At 66.9% G+C, this 20,019-nt stretch carries 17 protein-coding genes, 1 pseudogene and 2 riboswitches; all 18 genes and pseudogenes read right to left on the bottom strand.

Going from position 1 to position 20,019, the window contains the following annotated elements; genetic code table 11:
- Nucleotides 1-215: pseudogene (locus tag DI606_RS05270) on the bottom strand (hypothetical protein); the annotation flags it as partial.
- 60 nt (nucleotides 216-275) lie between these two features.
- Nucleotides 276-911 (bottom strand): DUF938 domain-containing protein, encoded by a 636-nt coding sequence (locus DI606_RS05275; protein WP_293980360.1) that lies wholly within the window; start codon nucleotides 909-911, stop codon nucleotides 276-278.
- Nucleotides 908-2,482: an aminomethyl-transferring glycine dehydrogenase subunit GcvPB gene (gene gcvPB / locus DI606_RS05280; protein WP_293980362.1), complete on the bottom strand. Its 1,575-nt coding sequence runs from the start codon at nucleotides 2,480-2,482 to the stop codon at nucleotides 908-910. Before gcvPB ends, DI606_RS05275 begins: the two co-directional genes overlap by 4 nt.
- The gene (gcvPA, locus tag DI606_RS05285) at nucleotides 2,479-3,837 is read right to left on the bottom strand and encodes an aminomethyl-transferring glycine dehydrogenase subunit GcvPA (RefSeq protein WP_293980364.1); all 1,359 of its coding nucleotides are present in this window, start codon (nucleotides 3,835-3,837) and stop codon (nucleotides 2,479-2,481) included. The genes gcvPB and gcvPA overlap by 4 nt, the downstream gene beginning before the upstream one ends.
- A 52-nt stretch (nucleotides 3,838-3,889) precedes the next feature.
- On the bottom strand, nucleotides 3,890-4,261 hold the full coding sequence (gene gcvH, locus DI606_RS05290) for a glycine cleavage system protein GcvH (RefSeq protein ID WP_293980365.1): 372 nt from the start codon (nucleotides 4,259-4,261) through the stop codon (nucleotides 3,890-3,892).
- 34 nt (nucleotides 4,262-4,295) lie between these two features.
- The gene (gcvT, locus tag DI606_RS05295; protein ID WP_293980366.1) at nucleotides 4,296-5,459 is read right to left on the bottom strand and encodes a glycine cleavage system aminomethyltransferase GcvT; all 1,164 of its coding nucleotides are present in this window, start codon (nucleotides 5,457-5,459) and stop codon (nucleotides 4,296-4,298) included.
- 73 nt (nucleotides 5,460-5,532) lie between these two features.
- A riboswitch (glycine riboswitch) is annotated at nucleotides 5,533-5,633 on the bottom strand.
- Nucleotides 5,634-5,635: 2 nt separating this feature from the next.
- Nucleotides 5,636-5,736: riboswitch (glycine riboswitch) on the bottom strand.
- Nucleotides 5,737-5,832: 96 nt separating this feature from the next.
- Nucleotides 5,833-6,993, bottom strand: coding sequence for a deoxyguanosinetriphosphate triphosphohydrolase (locus tag DI606_RS05300; RefSeq protein ID WP_293980367.1), 1,161 nt, complete (start codon nucleotides 6,991-6,993; stop codon nucleotides 5,833-5,835).
- A gap of 9 nt (nucleotides 6,994-7,002) precedes the next feature.
- Complete coding sequence (locus DI606_RS05305; protein ID WP_293980368.1) at nucleotides 7,003-8,955, bottom strand: SPOR domain-containing protein; 1,953 nt, start codon at nucleotides 8,953-8,955, stop codon at nucleotides 7,003-7,005.
- Between the two features lie 118 nt (nucleotides 8,956-9,073).
- The gene (gene ftsZ / locus DI606_RS05310; RefSeq protein WP_293980370.1) at nucleotides 9,074-10,495 is read right to left on the bottom strand and encodes a cell division protein FtsZ; all 1,422 of its coding nucleotides are present in this window, start codon (nucleotides 10,493-10,495) and stop codon (nucleotides 9,074-9,076) included.
- Nucleotides 10,496-10,606: 111 nt separating this feature from the next.
- Nucleotides 10,607-11,890, bottom strand: a complete 1,284-nt coding sequence (gene ftsA / locus DI606_RS05315) for a cell division protein FtsA (RefSeq protein ID WP_293980371.1) — start codon at nucleotides 11,888-11,890, stop codon at nucleotides 10,607-10,609.
- A 4-nt stretch (nucleotides 11,891-11,894) separates the two neighbouring features.
- Nucleotides 11,895-12,833 (bottom strand): cell division protein FtsQ/DivIB, encoded by a 939-nt coding sequence (locus DI606_RS05320; RefSeq protein WP_293980372.1) that lies wholly within the window; start codon nucleotides 12,831-12,833, stop codon nucleotides 11,895-11,897.
- Nucleotides 12,826-13,776, bottom strand: coding sequence for a D-alanine--D-alanine ligase (locus DI606_RS05325; protein ID WP_293980374.1), 951 nt, complete (start codon nucleotides 13,774-13,776; stop codon nucleotides 12,826-12,828). Before DI606_RS05325 ends, DI606_RS05320 begins: the two co-directional genes overlap by 8 nt.
- On the bottom strand, nucleotides 13,773-14,672 hold the full coding sequence (gene murB, locus DI606_RS05330; RefSeq protein WP_293980376.1) for a UDP-N-acetylmuramate dehydrogenase: 900 nt from the start codon (nucleotides 14,670-14,672) through the stop codon (nucleotides 13,773-13,775). Before murB ends, DI606_RS05325 begins: the two co-directional genes overlap by 4 nt.
- Nucleotides 14,669-14,866: a hypothetical protein gene (locus DI606_RS05335; protein WP_293980378.1), complete on the bottom strand. Its 198-nt coding sequence runs from the start codon at nucleotides 14,864-14,866 to the stop codon at nucleotides 14,669-14,671. The genes murB and DI606_RS05335 overlap by 4 nt, the downstream gene beginning before the upstream one ends.
- The gene (murC, locus tag DI606_RS05340) at nucleotides 14,866-16,293 is read right to left on the bottom strand and encodes a UDP-N-acetylmuramate--L-alanine ligase (RefSeq protein ID WP_293980380.1); all 1,428 of its coding nucleotides are present in this window, start codon (nucleotides 16,291-16,293) and stop codon (nucleotides 14,866-14,868) included. Before murC ends, DI606_RS05335 begins: the two co-directional genes overlap by 1 nt.
- Complete coding sequence (gene murG / locus DI606_RS05345; protein WP_293980381.1) at nucleotides 16,290-17,456, bottom strand: undecaprenyldiphospho-muramoylpentapeptide beta-N-acetylglucosaminyltransferase; 1,167 nt, start codon at nucleotides 17,454-17,456, stop codon at nucleotides 16,290-16,292. Before murG ends, murC begins: the two co-directional genes overlap by 4 nt.
- A complete protein-coding gene (locus tag DI606_RS05350) occupies nucleotides 17,453-18,655 on the bottom strand; it encodes an FtsW/RodA/SpoVE family cell cycle protein (RefSeq protein WP_293980481.1) in 1,203 nt (400 codons plus the stop codon). The genes murG and DI606_RS05350 overlap by 4 nt, the downstream gene beginning before the upstream one ends.
- A 48-nt stretch (nucleotides 18,656-18,703) precedes the next feature.
- Nucleotides 18,704-20,017, bottom strand: a complete 1,314-nt coding sequence (murD, locus tag DI606_RS05355; RefSeq protein ID WP_293980482.1) for a UDP-N-acetylmuramoyl-L-alanine--D-glutamate ligase — start codon at nucleotides 20,015-20,017, stop codon at nucleotides 18,704-18,706.
- Nucleotides 20,018-20,019: the final 2 nt, after the last annotated feature.

A 20,019-nucleotide genomic window follows, 5' to 3' on the forward strand; every position in this document is an offset into this window, starting at 1 on the left:
CCCTTGCCATAGGCGGCGGCATAGTCCGACACGATGAGGTAGAAGTCGAGCATCAGCCCGTCGAGATGGGCTTCGCGCAGGCACGATCCGTAAAACAGCACGGCACGCGCGGCGGCCGGATAACGGGCGGCAAGCGCGTCCGCCATGGCAACGGCGCGCGGGTCGGCGGCGAGCAGCAATTCCTCACGAACGAGATCGGACAGGTGCGACGGCATGGCGCTTCCCCCTATCCCGGAGGACGCGTGAATTAAAGTCTGTTTCAGTCGCCGCCCCGCCTACCCTGCGCGCCGGAACAGCAGCGTCAGATTGTTGGCCGGCATGGGATGCACGACAGCGGGGTGGAAGCCGGTGCGGGCGGCAAGAGCGTCGGCCTGCTCCAGTTGCCGGACGCCCCATGCGGGATTGCGAGCGCGCAGGTCCGCGTCGAAGGCGATGTTGCTGGGCGCGGCGGGCGCGTCTGTACAGAACCATGGACCGTAGAGGATGAGCGGTGCGCCCGGCTCCAGCAGCCTAGCCGCCTGGGTGAACAGACCGACCGTGGCTTCCCACGGGCTGATATGCGCCATGTTGATGCAGAGAATGGCGTCGGCGCTGGCGATGGGCCAGTCCGGCGCCATCGCATCGAGGCGGATCGGTGCGCGCAGATTGGGGACTGCGGCCTCCGCCGCCCAAGCCGCGATGGACGACAGGGCAGCGGAATCCGGGTCGGTCGGTTGCCAGTCTAGCCGCGGAAAGGAGACAGCGAAGTGGACAGCATGCTCGCCACTTCCGCTCGCGACCTCCAGCACGAGGCCGGAGGGCGGAAGCATGCCCCGAAGTATCGTTACGATAGCGTTACGATTTCGCAACGTGGCGGGCGCGTGGCGTTTTTCGCCTGCCGCGCCCGCTTCGCCCGGAACCCAGACGCTCATTCGGCGGCTTGCGCCACCTCCGCCTCGGTCCAGCTCAGCACCGGCTTGCGCGCCGCCAGCGTTTCGTCGAGGCGACGACGCGGGGCGTGGTAGGGCGCGCCCTTGAGCGCTTCGTCCCCGGCCTTCGCCCGCTGCGCGAGGCTGCGCAGCGCCATGATGAACTGGTCGAGCGCCGCCTTGCTTTCCGTTTCGGTCGGTTCGACCAGCATCGCGCCGTGGACGACCAGCGGGAAATACATGGTCATCGGGTGGAAGCCTTCGTCGATCAGCCCCTTGGCCACGTCGAGCGTGGTAAAGCCGTCCGCGAACCCCTTGTCGCTGAACAACGCCTCATGCATGCACGGGCCGCTGGGTCCGAAGGGCGCATCGAGCACATCGTCGAGGCTGCGCAGCACATAGTTGGCGTTGAGGACGGCGTCTTCCGCCACCTGGCGCAGGCCGTCCGCGCCATGGCTGAGGATATAGGTCAGCGCGCGGGTGAACATGCCCATCTGGCCGTGGAAGGCACACATGCGTCCGAAGCTTTGCGGCATTTCCTCCCCGACATTGTCCTCCTCGATAAGGTGGATGGTGCCGTCGGCCATGCGCGCGGTGTAGGGCAGCGGACCGAAGGGCGCGAGCGCTTCGCTGAGCACCACCGGGCCGGAGCCGGGACCGCCCCCGCCGTGCGGCGTGGAAAAGGTCTTGTGCAGGTTGATGTGCATCGCATCGACGCCGAGGTCGCCGGGGCGCACGCGCCCGACGATGGCGTTGAAGTTCGCGCCGTCGCAATAGACGAAGGCCCCGGCGGCATGGACCGCATCGGAAATCACCTTCATGTCGCGTTCGAACAGGCCGCAGGTGTTGGGATTGGTGATCATCACCGCCGCCACATCCGGGCCGAGCCGGGCTTTCAGCGCTTCCAGGTCGACGCGACCGTCCGGGGTCGCGGGGATATCCTCCACCTTGTAGCCGCAAAAGGCCGCGGTGGCGGGATTGGTGCCATGCGCGCTTTCGGGCACCAGCACGACCTGACGCGCGTCGCCGCGCGCTTCGAGCGCGGCGCGGATGCACAGCAGGCCGCACAGTTCGCCATGCGCGCCCGCCTTGGGCGTCATGGCGACGCCGTGCATTCCGGTCAGCTTGATGAGCCAGACCGCCAGCTGGTTGATGACGTCGAGCGCACCCTGCACCGTCGACTGCGGTTGCAGCGGATGGATATCGGCGAAGCCGGCCAACCGGGCCACCTTCTCATTGAGGCGCGGATTATGCTTCATCGTGCAGGAGCCGAGCGGAAACAGGCCAAGGTCGATGGCATAATTCTGGCGGCTGAGGCGGGTATAGTGACGCACCGTCTCCTGCTCCGACAGGCCGGGCAGGCCGATGGCGTCGGTGCGGGCCAGCGTGCCGAGGCGGCTTTCGACCTGCGGCGCCTGCGCGAAATCGACGCCGGTCGTTTCGGTCGAGCCGATCTCGAAGATCAGCTTCTCCTCCAGCATCAGCGCGCGGTTTCCGGTGGCGGTGACAGGTGCCATATGCGCTTCGTCCGCGGCCTGCGGCGCAGTGGGGCGACCTTCCTTGAGCATGGTCATGCCAGTTCCTCCTCCAGCGCCACGGCGAGCGCTTCGACATCTTCGGGCGTGGTGGTTTCGGTGACGGCGACGATCAGGCCGTTGGCAAGATCGGGCGCCTTGGGGAACAGGCGACCCAGCGACACGCCGCCGAGCACGCCCCTGTCGGCGAGACGGCGCACCGTTTCCCGCGCATCCTTCGGCAGGACCAGCGTGAATTCGTTGAAGAAGCTGTCGTTGAGCAGGGTAACGCCCGGCACTGTCGCCAGGCGATCCGCCGCCTGCACCGCGAATGCGTGGTTGAGCCCCGCCAGTTCGCGAAGGCCCTTTTCGCCCAGCAGCGTCATGTGGATGCTGAACGCGAGCGCGCACAGGCCCGAATTGGTGCAGATGTTGGAGGTCGCCTTTTCGCGGCGGATATGCTGCTCACGGGTGGAGAGCGTCAGCACGAAGCCGCGCTTGCCCGCCGCGTCCACCGTCTCGCCGCACAGGCGGCCCGGCATCTGGCGGACATATTTCTGCTTGCACGCGAACAGGCCGAGATAAGGCCCGCCGAACTGGAGACCGACGCCGATCGACTGGCCTTCGCCCACGACGATGTCCGCGCCCATATGGCCCGGCGCGCGGCACGCGCCCAGCGCAACCGGCTCGGTCACGACCGCGATCAGCAGCGCGCCTGCCGCATGGGCGGCGTCGGCCAGCGGGGTCAGGTCGGCGATGCGGCCCAGAATGTCGGGATACTGTACCACGACGCAGGACGTGTCCCGGTCGATCCCGGCGACCAGCGCGTCGATGTCTGTCGCGGCGTCCAGCGTGGGCGCGTCATGGACCAGCGCGTCGCCGGTGAATTTCGCCATCGTCTGCGACACCGAAACATAATGCGGGTGGAGGCCCGACGAGAGCAGCGCCTTGCCCCGCTTGGTGATGCGGCGCGCCATGACGATCGCTTCCCAGCAGGCGGTGGAACCGTCATACATGGACGCATTGGCGACATCGCAGCCCAGCAGACGCGCGACCTGCGTCTGGAATTCGAACAGCACCTGAAGCGTGCCCTGCGCGATTTCCGGCTGGTAAGGCGTGTAGGCGGTGAGGAATTCGCCGCGCTGGATCAGGTGATCGACGCTGGCAGGCACATGGTGGCGATAGGCCCCTGCCCCCAGGAAAAAGGGCGCCTCGCCCGCCGACAGGTTCTTCCGCGCCAGCGCGCTCATGTGGCGTTCGACCGCCAGCTCGCTCGCATGGGGCGCAAGCCCCTCGATCGGGCCGGAAAGACGCGCCTGCGCAGGCACGTCCACGAACAGGTCGTCGATGGAAGACGCGCCGACGACGGAGAGCATCTCCTGCCGGTCGCTGTCGGTAAGGGGTAGGTAGCGCATGTCTGTTTCCCGTTCCGCCACCCCCGCCCGCGCGGGAGTGGCGTTCAAAAGATCAAAGGCTGGCGACGAACTTCTTGTAGGCGGCTTCGTTCATGAGGCCTTCCAGTTCGGCCGCATCGGCGATGCGCAGCTTGAAGAACCAGCCGTCCTCCTCCGCGTCGCTGTTGACCAGAGCCGGTTCGTCCTCCAGCGCGCCGTTGCTTTCGACGACTTCGCCCGAAATGGGTGCGTAGACGTCGGACGCGGCCTTGACCGATTCGACGACGGCGGCGTCGTCGCCCTTTTCGAAGGCAGTGCCTTCGGCAGGCAGTTCGACGAACACGATGTCGCCCAGCTGCTCCTGCGCATAGTCGGTGATGCCGACGGTGGCGATTTCGCCCTCGACGTCGATCCATTCATGTTCGTCGGTGAAATAGCGGCTCATACAGATACTTCCCTTCGGCAAAAGGTGGTGAAAGTCAGGCCTTGCGGCGATACCGATGCGGAACGAACGGCATCGGCGCAACCACAGCGGCGATGCGCTTGCCGCGCACTTCGATTTCGAGCGGCGTATCGGGGGCGGCGTGGGGCAGGCTGACCCATCCCATGGCGATGGGCGCGCCGACACTGGGGGCGAAGCCGCCGGAAGTGACTTCGCCGACTTCGACCGCGCCTGCATAGATTTTCGCGCCTTCGCGGGCAGGCAGGCGGCCCTCGATCCGGAGGCCCACGCGGCGGGTGCCGGGGCCATCCGCCAGTTCCCGTGCGACGCGGGCGTGGCCGATGAAGCCCCCCTCTTCGCGCCGGCGCTTGCCGATCGCGAACCCCAGGTCCGCGCCGATGGGGCCGACGGCGGGCGTCAGATCGTGCCCATAGAGCGGCAGTCCTGCCTCCAGCCGCAGCGAATCGCGCGCACCAAGGCCGATCGGCTTCACCTGCGGCAAGGCGCACAGCGCGTCGGCAAGCAACGTCGCGTCGTCGGCGGGGACGCTGATTTCGAACCCGTCCTCGCCGGTATAACCCGACCGGCTGATCCACAGCGACACGCCGCGCCACCGGAACAGGCCGGACTGCATGAACAGGAGGTCGGCGGTTTCGGGGATCAGCGCGGCCAAAGCGGCACCGGCTTCGGGCCCCTGCAGCGCCAGAAGCGCCTGATCGTCCATGTGGTTCATCACCACTTCGTCGGGCAGATGCTCGATCATCCAGCCGATATCGTCATATTTGGTCGCACCGTTCACGACCATATAGACCGCCGCGCCGTCGAACGCGCCGTCCCCCAGCCGTGAGACCATGAGGTCGTCGAGGATGCCGCCTTCCTCGTCCAGCAGCATCGAATAGCGCTGGCGGAAGGGCTTCAACCCCCTGATATCGGCGGGGAGCAGCTGTTCCAGCGCGTCGTCCACGCCTTCGGTCCCATCGGCGCCCGAAAAGCTGAGCTGGCCCATATGGCTGACGTCGAACAGGCCCGCATGTTCGCGGGTCCAAAGATGTTCGGCCATGATGCCTTCATACTGGATCGGCATGTGATAGCCCGCAAAGCCCACCATGCGCGCGCCCTTCGCCCGGTGCCACGCATCGAGCGGCAGTTCCTGCAAGGGCAGTTCTTCTTCCAGATGGGCGATGTCGTCATTGGCGGTCATGAAGCCGGCCTTTCCGTGAGGGGTCGCATGGCGACAGGGATAGCCCGCCCTGCGGGCCGGACTCGCTGCCACCCCCTCTGTCACGGAACCTGAGAGCTTTGACCAGTGGCGAGAAGGCCACATGGCTTACCCCTTCGGTGGGACGGGTTTTGCACGCGTCCGCTTTCCAGAGTGCCCAGCGCGATGCGGTCCTTTGGCCTGAGAGATTCCGGGGCGGTTGCTCCTTCGGCGACGGGTCATGCCTGAAAGGCCGCCCATGCTCTCCCGCATCGTGCCCGACGGACGAATCCGCCGGAGACGCCCGTTGCCTTGCGTCAAAGGACGCGGCGCGTCAATCGCTTTGCTCGATGTGGGGCGATGCCCCTCCCACGGGTCACGCCGCCGGGAGGCTTCCGAAAATTTCCGCATGGCGTTTCTCGGCGTAGCGATCCGTCATGCCGGCGATGAAATCGGCGATGTGGCGGCTACGCGCGGGTTCATCGCCCGCGCAATCGTCGCGCCATTCGGTCGGCATCAGCGTGGGATCGGCCCGATAGGCGCGGAACAGGTCGGTCACGATAATCCGCGCGCGGTCGGCGGCGGCCAATTGTTCGGGGTGATGATAGAGCGTCGCATACATGAAGCGCTTGAGTTCGCGTTCCTGTGCGGTCAGGTCGGGCGAAAAGCAGACGAGCGTGCGCCCGAGCGCGCGGACATCCTCCACCGTCTCCACGCCCGCGTCGGCGATGTTGCGGCGGGTGGAAGCGATGAGGTCGTTCGCCATGACGCCGATCTGTTCGCGCACGAGTTCGCGCAGCAGCCGGTCCTGCGGCACATCGGGATAGCGCGCGCGCACCCGGTCCCAGCACAGGCGCACCAGCGGCACCTCCAGCAACTGGTCGAGGGTCAGCAGCCCGGCGCGCAGCCCATCGTCGATGTCGTGATTGTCATAAGCGATGTCGTCGGAAATCGCCGCCAGTTGCGCTTCGAGCGAGGCATGGCTTTGAAGGTCGAGCGACACCATCGCGTCCAGTTCCCGCATCGCCCAGCCGGGACGCGTGACAGGCCCGTTATGCTTGGCCAGCCCCTCCAGCATTTCCCAACTGAGATTGAGGCCGCGAAACCGTGGATAGGGGCTTTCGAGCAGCATCAGCGTGCGCAGCGTATGCGCGTTGTGATCGAAGCCGCCATGCGCCTCCAGCGCGACCTCCAGCGCATCCTCCCCCGCATGGCCGAAGGGCGGGTGACCGATATCGTGCGCGAGGCAGAGCGCTTCGGTCAGATCCTCGTTCAACCCCAGCGTGCGCGCGGTGGTGCGCCCGATCTGCGCGACTTCGAGGCTGTGGGTCAGGCGGACGCGGAAATGATCGCCGTCGGGAGACACGAACACCTGCGTCTTGTGGCGCAGGCGGCGGAAGGCGATGGAGTGGATGATGCGATCGCGGTCGCGCTGAAAGATATCGCGCGGGCCGCGCACCTCCCCACCCTCCTCGGGATGGAGGCGGCCCCGGCTGGCGTCGGGGTGGCAGGCATAGGACGCAAGGCTGCTGGTCATGCCCGCCCCTTACTCGCCCGAAAGCTTCTCCACCACCTCTCCCGCGTCGCTTTTCCACGCGAACACGTCCGCGCCGCCCGCCTTGAGCTTCGTTTCCAGTTCCCTGGCGCGGGTGAAGCTGGGGAACGGGCCCACGAGCAGGCGATTGGTGCGGCCCCACCCGGCGCTCCAGGCGTCCTGTCCGCCAAGGGCATCATATTTGCGACGCAAACCCTTCATCGTGAAGGCGAGAGCGGACTTGCTTTGCCCCACGCCGACCTGAAGCCAGTTGCGCGACGGGTTTGCGGCAAGGCGCTTTTTCTCTTCGGCCTGCGCCTTGGCCTTTGCATCGGCTTCGGCCTTCGCCTTGGCTGCGGCTTCCTTCTTGGCCTTGTCGGCGGCCGCCTTGGCCGCCGCCTGCTTTTCCGCGCGCCGCTGCGTCTGGAGCGCGGCGACTTCGTCCAGATTGACGGCGGCGACGCGCGCCTCCCGCTCGGTCGCCGGCACGTCGATGGCGCGGATGATGTCGGCGAGCGTGCGGGTCGCTTCCGGGTTGGGCTGCTGCACCGGCGATGGCGGCGGCGGGGCGGCGGCGGTCTGGACCGGGGCGGCGGTCGCAGCCTGCGCAGGGGTGGGCGCGGCGGAAGGTGTCGAAGCCGGGAGCGTCGCGGAGGAAGATGGCGGCGTCCTGGACGCAAGCGTTTCGAAGCCGGGTGCGGGCGGCCCCTGAACCGGCGTGGCGGTCGTGGCATTGGACTGCCGCGTAGGCATAGGCGTGGACTGAGGCGTAGCCGTCGGCTGAGGCGCAGGCTGCGGAGTCGGTTGCGGCGCGCTGGCGACCGGTGTGGACGGACGCGAAACGGGGGAAGCAGGCAGCGGAGTCGCGGGCTGGCGTGTCGATGCAGGCAGGGGCTGCGTGGTCGCGGGGGTGGCGCGCGCCGTGGGTTGCGCCGGGGTGGGCTGCGCCTGCGCCAGTTGCGGCTGCGAGGATTGCTGCGGGGTCGGTTGCGACTGCGCGGGCTGTGGCACGGGGGCGGCGCGGGTCGCGGCAAGGCCCTGTGCGCTGGCAAGCCGCTGGGCCTCCCGGCGCTGGCGGCGTTGCTCGGCGCGGCTGAGAGGTCGTGTCTGCGGAGTCGCCGCCGCAACGGTCGTGGACGTGGCAGCCGGCGGTCGCGATCCGATGGCGACACCGGGCGCGGGCGGGGTCGGCACGATGGCGACCACGGTGGTGCCGATGCGTTGCGGGAAGTGACCGAAATGCACCGCCGCAGCTTTCTGCGCGGCGGTCAGATACGGCATTTTCTGCATATAGGGCGTGATCGCGGTCGCCAGCTGTTCCGGCATGGTCTGGAGCGCGACCTTGCGCGCTTCGGCCTGCTTGTTGTTCATCGCATAGATGAACGCGCGGTAGCGCCAGGCGGCCCGGTCGCTTTTGTAGAGTAGCGGTTCGAGCACCTTGTCCGCCGCCTCCACCTGCCCCGCGATGCCGAGCGAGGCCGCGTATCGGCGGATGAGTTCGTCGTCCTGCGGCGTGCGGGCAAGCGCCGCCTGATAGTCGCGCTGCGCCCCGGCCTGGTCGCCGGTCATGTCCCGTGCAAGACCGCGATCGGAAAGAACGCCGGTTTCGGAATAGCCGAGCCGCGTGGCCTCGTTGAACTGACGCAACGCCTCGGCGGGATTCTGGAGCTTGAGCATCACCCGGCCCAGCCCCGCCTTCACCCGACCGTTGCCGCTCTGCACCGCGTCGGCGCGGGCGAAAAAGCCCGCCGCGGCGCGCGGATCGTCGAGCGCCAGCGCCGCTTCGCCGGCACCGATCAACGCGTTCATGTCGCGGGGATTGGCAGCGAGGCGCGCAAGATTGCTGTTGAGGTCAGCCGCCCCGAGCGGACGCGTGAGTTGCGCCTGATCCGACTGGGCCTGCGCGGCGAAGGGCAGAGAGGCAGTGAGAGCGAGGGCGGAAATCAGGAAAGGGATGGGTTTCACGTCCGGCTCTTAATCACAATGCTTCCGCATGGGGAATGGATGGCATGAAAAAGCGCGCCGGACCGCCTTGAACGGTCGATGGCGCGCTTTCCTGACAAGGCGGGCCGAGCCGCGCCCTTTACTGGTTGTTCTGGCGATTGAGGAAACGCGGGATGTCGACGCCGGTGGCCGTATCGTCCGCACCCGGACCCTTTTCGCTGCCGCGCGTGAGGCCCGCCATGCGTTCGAACAGCGTGCCGCCGGTCGAGACGCGGGGTGCGGGCGCGGCGGCAGGAGCCGGAGCGGGCGGCGCGGCGCTTTCCGCGTCCAGCACCAGTTCGTCTTCATCGGGATTTTCGTCGGAGAAGACCGCTGCGGGCTTGGGCGGGGAGAAAGGCGCGGCGGCAGGCTGAACCGGCGCGGGCGCTTCGGGCACGTCGAGTTCGAGCGCTTCGGGCTCCGGCGCCTTGGCAGAGGTGGCGGGCGTCGCGGGAGCGGCGGGCCTGGGCACGGCGGGGGCCGACTGCGGCACCGACACCGAAGGACGGCTCGCGAAGCTGAACGGCTGCGTCAGCGGCTGGGCCTGCTGGCCGGTGTCGTTGTCGATGCCGGTCGCCACCACGGACACGCGGATCTTGCCGTTGAGATTGTCGTTGAAGGCGCTGCCCCAGATGATGTTCGCATCGGGATCGACCAGTTCGCGAATGTGGTTCGCGGCCTCGTCCACTTCCATGAGGCGCATGTCGTCGCCGCCCACGATCGAGACGATGACGCCCTTGGCGCCGCGCATCGATACGCCGTCGAGCAGGGGGTTGGCGATCGCCTTTTCCGCCGCCTGGAGCGCGCGACCGTCGCCTTCGGCTTCGCCGGTGCCCATCATCGCCTTGCCCATTTCGCCCATCACCGACCGCACGTCGGCGAAATCGAGGTTGATGAGGCCCGGCATGATCATGAGGTCGGTGATCGAGCGCACCCCCTGTTGCAACACCTCGTCCGCCATCTGGAAGGCTTCCTTGAAGGTGGTGTTGGGGTTGGCGATCAGGAACAAATTCTGGTTCGGGATGACGATGAGGGTATCGACATGCTTTTGCAGTTCCTCGATCCCGCTTTCCGCCGACTTCATGCGACGGTTGCCCTCGAAGGTGAAGGGCTTCGTCACGACGCCGACGGTCAGGATACCGCGGTCGCGCGCGGCCTTGGCGATAACGGGCGCAGCGCCCGTGCCGGTGCCGCCGCCCATGCCGGCGGTGATGAAGCACATGTGCGCGCCGTTGAGCGCATCTTCGACCGAGGCGATGGTTTCTTCCGCCGCTGCCTTCCCGATTTCGGGACGCGAGCCCGCGCCCAGACCCTCGGTAATCTGCGGGCCGAGCTGGATGCGGCGTTCGGCGGGCGAGCTGTTGAGTGCCTGCGCGTCGGTATTGGCCACGATGAAGTCCACGCCCTCCACCGAGGCGGCGATCATGTTGGCGATGGCATTGCCGCCCGCGCCGCCGACGCCGATGACCGCAATACGCGGCTTCAGTTCGTCCACATGGGGCGGGCTGATCTCAATGCTCATAATATTAGCTCCCTCAGCTTCCTCGTCAGGAAGCGACACCGTCATCTTCTGTTAACACCAGAAAACAGCCTTTTTCACCAGCTATTTTCACCGAAGCGCAATTTTGTCCGGTCAATAGTTCGTCTTGATCGCGCGCATCATCCTTTGCCACCACATCGGCGTCCCCAGTCGATGCACGGTCTGCGGCGCGGGCGCCATCGCGCGGAGATCAACCGGGTTGGAAGCGCCGTAAAGCGCCAGTCCCGCCAGTGTCGCGAAGGCAGGGCCGCTATGCGCTTCGGGCATGGCGGCAAGGCCGCGCGGACGCCCGACGCGCACTGCGCGGCCCAGCGCGCCCTGCGCATAGTCGGCGATGCCCTTCATTTCGGCGCCGCCGCCGGTCAGCACCACCTGCCGCCCGGTCGAATGAAAGCCCATGCCCGACAGCGCCGCATTCACCTCGATCATGATCCGGTTCAGCCGTTCGCAAATCACGCCGACGAGCGCCGCGCGCGTGATCTTGCCGCCTTCGGCATTGGGCCCGGCGACCTGCCCCGGCAGCGCGCTGTCGCCATGGGGCGCCGCGATCTCGATCATTTCGCGAAAATCGCGGGGGTTCTGCATCGCCGAACCGTAGAAGCATTTGATCCGCTCCGCCTGGCTGCGACGGATGCCGAAGGCCGAGGCGATATCGTCGGTAATGTCCGACGCGCCCATGGCGATGGAGTGCAGCCCGACCAGCATCCCACCCGCATAGAGCGACACATTGGTGACGCCCGCACCCATCTCCACCAGGGCGACACCCAGGTCGCGCTCCTCCTCCGACAAGCAGGCAAGGCCGGTCGCGATCGGCGCAGCGACGATCGAATTGACGTTGAGATAGGCGCCGCGCACGCACAGGTCGAGATTGGCGAGCGGCGCGCCGTCGGCCAGCACGACATGGATGTCGACGCCCAGCAGGTCGGCGTGCATCCCCAGCGGCTTCTTCACCGGCACCTTGCCGTTGATGGTGAAGCAGGTCGGTTGCGCATGGAGCACGACGCGGCCGTCGGGATCGATGCCCTGTTGCCCGGTCGTCAGCAGATCGTCGATATCGGCCTGCTCGACGCGATAGCCGCCCATGTCCCGTTCGACCGTGACGACATCGCTGACCAGGCTGCCGCCCGAAAAGCTGACCCACACATCCTCGATGTTGGTGCCTGCGACGCGTTCGGCCTGCTCGACGGTTTCCCGCACTGCAAGTTCGGTGCGCTCCATGTCGGCGATGAAGCCGCGCCGCACGCCCCGGCTTTCCCGCTGGCCCGTCCCCAGGATCGCGAGTTCGCCCGTGTCGGTGCGACCGGCGATCAGCGCCGACACTTTCCAGGAGCCAATGTCGACCGCCGTAATGAGCTTTTCGACCTTGGGCTGCGCCATGGGATCAGCCTTCCTCGCCCGGCGTCGAAGCCTTGGCGCTTGCGGCGTCGGTCGGCTTTTCCTGCACCTGGCCCTGCGGCAGGCGCAGGACGAAGCGGTCGGGATCGCGCATGTCGAACTTCACGATGCCACGGCCCAGCAGCCGGTTTACCCCGTCCATCCGCGCGAAATTGACGAGGGCGGAGGCGGAGGAACGCTCGCCTTCGGGCAGCGAAAGCGTTTCGCCCGACTGGAAGCGCAGGTCCCAGCGGCGATTGCCGACCCAGGTCGCGCCCGCCAGCATGGGTTTCAATGCCGGGGCATTTTCCATCAGCTTGTTGAGGCCCGCCGTCTGCGTATTCGCATTGGGGCCGACGACCAGCGGCAGGTCGGGCATCGCGCTGGCGGACACCGATTGCAACACCACGCCGTTCACGTCGATGAGGTGAAGCTGGCCATTATGCTGCCACACCGCCACCGGTTCCCGCTCGACGATGTCGACGACGAGCGTGTCGGGCAGACGCCGGGAAATGCGCGCGTCCTTGACCCAGCCGAGCTTCAGCATCTCGTCGCGGACCTTGGGCAGGTCGAGCGAGAGCATCGAGCGGTCCACCTGTCCCAGAGCGATGTTGTAGACCGACAGTTCGTCCATCCGTTCCACGCCGCGCACCTCGACCTTGTCGACTTCGAACCCGGCACGCGCGGCGAGATCGGCGGCCTGCGCCCGCATCATGCCGGGCACGCCTGCGAAAATGGCGATGGCGATGACGATGCCGCCGACGATGCCGACGATGGCCCAGCTGGCCATGCGCTGAAGCGTGGCTTCGCTGACGGGGAGGATTTCGATCAGGTTGTCGACCCAGCTGCGACGCTTGAGCGCGCGCCCGCGACCGCCCCTGGTCGCCCGCCCCTTCGCGCTGCTGAGCCGGGCGGTGCCGCCGCGACGGATGCGTGCTTCAGCCATGCTTCTGCCCCCCGGCGCGGGTCAGCGCCTCCTCCACGATCATCTCGACCAGCGTCGCATAGTCAATCCCCAGCTTCGCCGCCTGTTCGGGAACGAGGCTTAGCGGCGTCATGCCCGGTTGCGTGTTGACCTCCAGCAGGAACAGCCCCTCTATCCCCTGGCTGTCGTCCCAACGGAAGTCGGAGCGCGACGCCCCCCTGCAGCCGAGCAGCCGGTGCGCCCGCAGCGCGATCGCCCGGCACGCTTCGGTGATTTCGGGCGGGATGTCGGCGGGACAGACATGTTCGGTCATGCCGTCGGTATATTTCGCGTCGAAATCGTAAAAGCCGCTCTTGGGCCGCAATTCGGTGACCAGCAGCGCTTCCTCACCCAGCACGGCGGTGGTGAGTTCGCGACCGCGAATATAGGGTTCGGCCAGCAATTCGGCAAAGTCCTGCCACGGCCCTGCACTGTTGCGGCCGATGGGGTTGCCGTAATTGCCCTCCGCCGTCACGATGGCGACGCCGACCGAGCTGCCCTCGTTCACGGGCTTGAGCACATAGGGGCGCGGCAGCGGGTCGCGTTCGAACAGGCTTTCGCTTTCGACGATATGGCCGCCGGGCATGGGGATGCCATGGGGGACGAGCGCCTGCTTGGTCAGTTGCTTGTCGATGGCAATGACCGAAGTAGCGAGGCCCGAATGGGTGTAGGTCAGGCCCATGATATCCATCAGGCCCTGGATCGTGCCGTCCTCCCCCGGAACGCCGTGCAGCGCGTTGAAAACCACGTCCGCCTTCGTTTCGGCAAGGCTCTGCGCGACGGCGCGGTCCATATCGATGCGGGTGACGCGATGACCGCGCGATTCGAGCGCCTTGGCGACGCCCTCCCCGCTCGACATCGAGACCGGACGCTCCGCCGACCAGCCGCCCATCAGGACCGCGACATGCCAGGGACCGCGGCTCATTTCGCCACCCCGACGCGCTGAATTTCCCATTCCAGTTCTATTCCACTTTTTTCGCGCACGCGGCGACGGACTTCCTCGCCCAGCGCTTCGATATCGGCACTGGTCGCGTCGCCGGTGTTGAGGAGGAAATTGGTGTGCTTTTCGCTGACCTGCGCGCCGCCGACCCGAAGACCGCGACAGCCCGCCTCGTCCACCAGCGCCCAGGCCCGGTGCCCGTCCGGGTTCTTGAACGTCGATCCGCCGGTCTTGCTGCGCAGCGGCTGGCTTTCCTCGCGCGCGGCGGCGATACGGTCCATTTCCGCCTGGATCGCGGCAGGATCGCCGGGATGGCCGCGAAAGGTCGCGCCGACGACCACCGCGCCTGCGGGCAGGGTCGAATGGCGATAGGTATAGCCAAGGTCCGCGACGGGCAGCGTCACCCGCTCGCCCGAACGCAGCACGACCTGCGCCTCGACAAGGATGTCGCGGGTTTCGCGACCATAGGCGCCGCCGTTCATGCGCACGAACCCGCCGACCGTGCCGGGGATGGAGCGGAGAAATTCGAGGCCCGCAATGCCCGCGTCCCGCGCGGTCGAGGACACGAGGATGCCGGATGCGCCGCCGCCGCAGACGAGCGCGGTGGCGTCCGCCTGCTCGACCCGCGCAAATGCCTTGCCAAGGCGCACGACGACACCGGGCACGCCGCCGTCGCGGACGATGAGGTTGGAGCCGAGGCCCAGCGCCATGACGGGAATGGCGGGATCGAGATCGCGCAGGAAGGCGGAAAGATCGTCGGCGTCCTGCGGTTCGAACAGCCATTGCGCAGCGCCGCCCGCCTTGAACCAGACGAGCGGGGCGAGCGGGGCGTCGGGCCGGATCGAGCCGCGAACGGGAGGAAGGGCCGCCGTTGCGGTCAAGAGCGAAAGCCCCACAGGGTCATCCACCCCTTGAGCGCGCGCATGTTCGCTTCGCCCGCCTGCCCTGCCGCGCGGCTTACCTCGACCTGGCGCTGCGCCGCATCGACCATGTCGCGGGCGACTTCGATCCCCTTCATCTGCGCATCGATTACGCGCTTCTGCATTTCCAGGCCGACGGTGAACAGCTCGAACATCAGGCGGTTTCCTTGACCTTGGCGGCGACGGCAGGCGCAAGGCCCGCCGCCCATTTGGTGATATCGCCCGCACCGAGGCAGATGACCATGTCGTCCGGCTGGATGTCGGCAGCGATATGGGCGGCAAGATCGTCGGCGTCGACCACGGTCGCGGCGTTGCGGTGGCCGCGCCGCTTGAGCCCGGCGACCAGCGCTGCGCTGTCCACACCCTCGATCGGCTGTTCGCCCGCCGTATAGACGGGCACCGCATAGACGATGTCGGCGTCGTTGAACGCCTGCTGGAATTCGTCCATCAGATCGTGCAGGCGCGTGAAGCGGTGCGGCTGGACGACGGCGACGACACGGCCCTTCGCGCCCTCACGCGCGGCGGCGAGAACGGCTTTGATCTCGACCGGGTGATGGCCGTAATCGTCGATGACAGTCGCAGACCCTTCCCCCACCGCGATCTCGCCCACCTTGGTGAAGCGCCGCTTGACGCCGCCGAATTGGGCGAAGCCGGTTTGGACGGTCGCATCGTCGATGCCCATCTGAAGCGCGACGCCGATCGCGGCCATGGCATTGAGCACATTGTGGCGGCCGGGCATCGGCATTTCGATGCCCTCGATCCGGCGGACCGATCCGTCGCGCTCACGAATCTGCACGTCGAAGCGGTTGCCGCCGGGAATGGGCTGTACATTCTCGCCGCGAATGTCGGCCTGCGCCGAAAAGCCGTAGGTCACGATACGGCGGTCCTGCACGCGCGGCAGGATCGCCTGCACTTCGGGATGATCGAGGCAGAGCATCGCCGCGCCGTAGAAGGGCACGTTGCCCACGAACTCGACAAAGGCGTCCTTCACCCGGTCGAAGCTGCCATAATGGTCGAGATGTTCGGGATCGATGTTCGTGACGACCGCCAGCGTGCCGTCGAGACGCAGGAAGCTGCCGTCACTTTCGTCCGCTTCCACCACCATCCAGTCGCTGTTGCCGAGGCGGGCGTTGGAACCGTAGCTGTTGATGATGCCGCCGTTAATGACCGTCGGGTCCACTCCGCCCGCATCGAGCAGCGCGGCGACCATCGAGGTGGTCGTCGTCTTGCCATGCGTGCCCGCCACTGCGACGGTGGATTTAAGGCGCATCAGTTCGGCCAGCATTTCCGCGCGACGAATGACGGGGATGCGGGTTTCGAGCGCCAGTTCGACTTCGGGATTGCCGCGCTTGATCGCGGTGGAAGTGACGACCACGGCAGCATCGCCCAGATTTTCGGCCTTATGGCCGATCATCACCTTGATGCCCTTTTTCCGCAGCCCCTCGATCACATAGCCTTCGGCCATGTCGGACCCCTGGACCGCGTAGCCCAGATTGTGCATCACCTCGGCGATGCCGGACATGCCGATGCCGCCGATGCCGATGAAATGGATCGTGCCGATGTCGGTGCCGACACCCTTCATGCGGGAACTCCCTGGAGATTGAGCGTCGTCGGCGTCGGGCCGACCTTGACGGGATCGTTCATGATCGGTGCCTTGCCGATGCTTTCGAGCAGGTCCGCCATGTCGCGCGCCGCGTCGGGGCGACCGCAATTCCATGCGCGCTTGGCCGCGTTCTGAAGCGCGCCCGGCTCCATCGCCATTTTCTGCATCTGCTTGGCAAGTTCGACGGCGGTGAAGCGCGACTGCGGGATGGTGCGCGCGCCGCCCGCTTCGGTCATCTCGCGGGCGTTGGCGGTCTGGTGATCGTCCATCGCGCCGGGCAGCGGCACGAGGATCGCGGGGCGACCGGCGCAGGTCAGTTCGGCCAGCGTCGATGCGCCCGCCCGCGCGATCACCAGGTGCGACCAGCCGAGTTTTTCGGGAACGTCGTTGAAATAGGTGGCGAGGTCGGCGGGAATTTCCATCTCCGCATAGGTCCGGCGCACCCGCTCGATATCCTCGGCGCGGCATTGCTGCGTCACCTGAAGGCGGCGGCGGAGCGCGACGGGGAGCATGGAGAGACCCTCGGGCACCACGCTCGACAGGATGGTCGCGCCCTGGCTGCCGCCGATGACGAGGACACGGAACACGCTTTCGTCGGTGAGCGCGGGAAATTCCTCCTCGCGCAGCTGCTTCACTTCTTCGCGGACCGGGTTGCCGATCAGGTGGACCTTGGCGGCGTGGCGGCGCCTGAGGCGCTGCACGTCGGGGTAGGCAGTGGCGATGGCGGCGACGCGCCCGGCAAGCAGGCGATTGACGCGCCCCAGGACGGCGTTCTGTTCGTGGATGGCGGTGGGAATGCCATCGGCCAGCGCGCCCAGCAGAGCGGGCATGGCGGGATAGCCGCCGAAGCCGACGACGGCGGTGGGGCGGAAGGTTTCGTTGAGGCGCCGGGCCATCGCGCGGCCTGCGAGGATGGCTTTCAGCGCACCGGGCCAGCTTGCCGGGTTTTTCGTCATGCGCCCGGCAGGCATCACGTGCACCTGCGCGCTTTCGAAGATGCCGGGGATTTTCGCTCCGCGCTCGTCGGTGACCAAGGCGACGCGGTGGCCGCGCGCCATCAACTCTTCCGCGACCGCATGGGCGGGAATCATGTGACCCCCCGTCCCGCCGGCAGCGAGGACGAAGTGACGGGAAATGCTCATCGACCACTCCATTTGACGACCGTGTGCCGACCCATGAAGGGATTGCGCCGCGTGAACGCGAGCAGCAGGCCGACGCCGATACAAAGCGCCAGCATAGAGGAGCCGCCATAGCTGATAAAGGGCAGCGTCATGCCCTTCGACGGAAATATCTGGGCATTGACGCCCATGTTGATGATCGCCTGCAACCCGAACTGGGTGGTAAGGCCCGCAGCGGCGAGGATGGTGAAATTATCCTCCTCGTCCAGCAGGCGCAGTAGCACCCGCACGACGATGGCAAGATAGACGCAGGCGATGGCGATGCAGGCGAGGAGGCCGAATTCCTCCCCGATCACAGAAAAGATATAGTCGGTGTGCGCTTCGGGCAGGCGGAATTTATTCTGTCCGCCGCCCGGCCCCACGCCGGTGAAGCCGCCATGGGTGATCGTGCGAAAGGCAAGGTCGGTCTGGTCCGGCCCTGTGTCGAGCTGCACACCGATGCCCAGGAAGTCGTTGATGCGCTGCCGCCCGTTTTCGTAGAACATGTAGACGCCGACCAGCCCCGCCAGCCCCACGCCCCCCAGCATGGCGATCCACCGCATCTCAAGCCCCGACAAGAGCAGCAGCACACCCCAGCAGGCGAGGAAGATCACCGTCTGGCCGAAGTCGGGCTGCTTCATCAGGATCGCGGCGATCAGCAGGGTCAGCGCGCCGGTCAGCGGCATGACCGGCAGGCTCATGTCCTTGGTGCGCAACGACAGCAGCCAGGCGATGGTCACCACATAGGCGGGCTTCAAAAATTCGGACGGCTGGAACCGGAATCCGGGAAGGTCGATCCAGCGCTTGGCACCGTTGACCGTGCTGCCCAGGATCGGAACGACCAGCAGCATCAGGAAGAAGAAGGCGCAGAAGAAGATCGCCAGCCGCCGCGCCTGCGGGCGGGGCAGCATCGAGATGACCAGCATGATGGGAAGGCCAATGAACACCCACATCAACTGGCGGTAGAAATAGATGAGCGGATTGACGGCGATCTGCGCGGTCGACCGGTCGATGGCGGCAACGGGCGAGGCCGCGGCGACCGCCACGAGGCCGATCGCCATCAGCGTGACGATCAGCGACAGGAGAACCCGGTCGATCTCCCAGAACCAGATGGCGAGCGCCGTGCGCTCACGCGGGACGGTGCGGCCCTTGAAGCCTTTCACCAGTTCGCCCGGTCTGAACATCCCTGTCGCGCCTTCCCTGTTCATGCCCTGCCCCCGCAGCCCCCAGCCTTATTCGAGTGCCTCGACCGCCGCGACGAACGCGTCGCCGCGTGCTTCGAAATCGCGGAACTGGTCGAAACTGGCGCAGGCCGGCGACAGCAGCACCACATCGCCCGGCTGGGCGATGCGTGCGGCGCGGCGGACGGCGGCGCTTAGCATCTCGCTGTCGTCCACCGCCATAGAGTCGCGCAGCAGATCGGCGAACATATGCCCCGCTTCGCCGATGGTGTAGGCATGGGCGACGTTGGCGAAATGGGGCGCGCACTCGTCCAGATTGTCGGTCTTGGCGAGGCCGCCGACGATCCAGTGGATGCGGGCATGGCCGTCCTTCACCGGCCATGCGGCAAGCGCAGGTGCGGTGGAGGCCGGATTGGTCGCCTTGCTGTCGTTGACGTAGAGGACGCCGTTCAACTCGCGGACGCGCTGCATCCGATGGGGGAGCGAGGCGTAGCTGGCGAGCGCGTCGGCGATGGTCGCGGCGTCGATGCCGAGCGCCTTTGCGACAGCGATGGCGACAGCTGCGTTCTGCGCATTGTGCGGCCCTTGCAAGGAAGGCCAGGTCAGCTGCACGAGCGGGTCGATGTCGGTGGAAGCGACGCGAACGAGGGCGTGCGCGATGCCGTCTGCGATCTGGCGGCTGGGGTCGTCCTGCGTCGCGATCACGGCGACATGGCCGGGCGACTGCATGTCGAACAGTCGCGCCTTGGACGCGACATAGCCTTCGAACCCGTTGTAGCGGTCGAGGTGGTCGGGTGTGACGTTGAGCAGGACGGCCACATCGCTGTCGAGGCTGTGGGTCAGGTCGATCTGATAGCTCGACAGTTCGAGCACATAGACCCCCGCGCCCCGTGGGTTGGGTTCGAGCGGCGGCTGGCTCAGGATCGGGAGGCCGATATTGCCGCCCATGACGGTCGGCAGTCCCGCCTGCTCGACGATGTGATGGATGAGCGCGGTGGTGGTCGATTTGCCGTTGGTGCCGGTGATGCCGACCACCTTGTGCGGGGGCAGCGTAGGACGGGCGAGCGCGAACAGTTCGATGTCGCCGATGATCGGCACGCCTGCGAGCTTCGCGCGCATCGAGATGGGATGGCGGTTGAGCGGCACGCCGGGCGACACGACGATGCCGTCGAACCCGGCAAGATCGATCTCCATCGGGTCGCCCAGTTCGGCCTTGCCCTCCACCAGGGCGCGCGCTTCCTCCCGGCTGTCCCAGGCGACGACGCGCGCGCCGCTCGCCACCAAAGTCGCGACCGTGGCGAGGCCCGACCGGGCGAGGCCGAGGACGGCATAGGTCTTTCCCGCAAAAGCGTCGGCGACGATCATCC

The organism is Sphingobium sp. (assembly GCF_003248505.1).
Classification (GTDB): Bacteria; Pseudomonadota; Alphaproteobacteria; order Sphingomonadales; family Sphingomonadaceae; genus Sphingobium.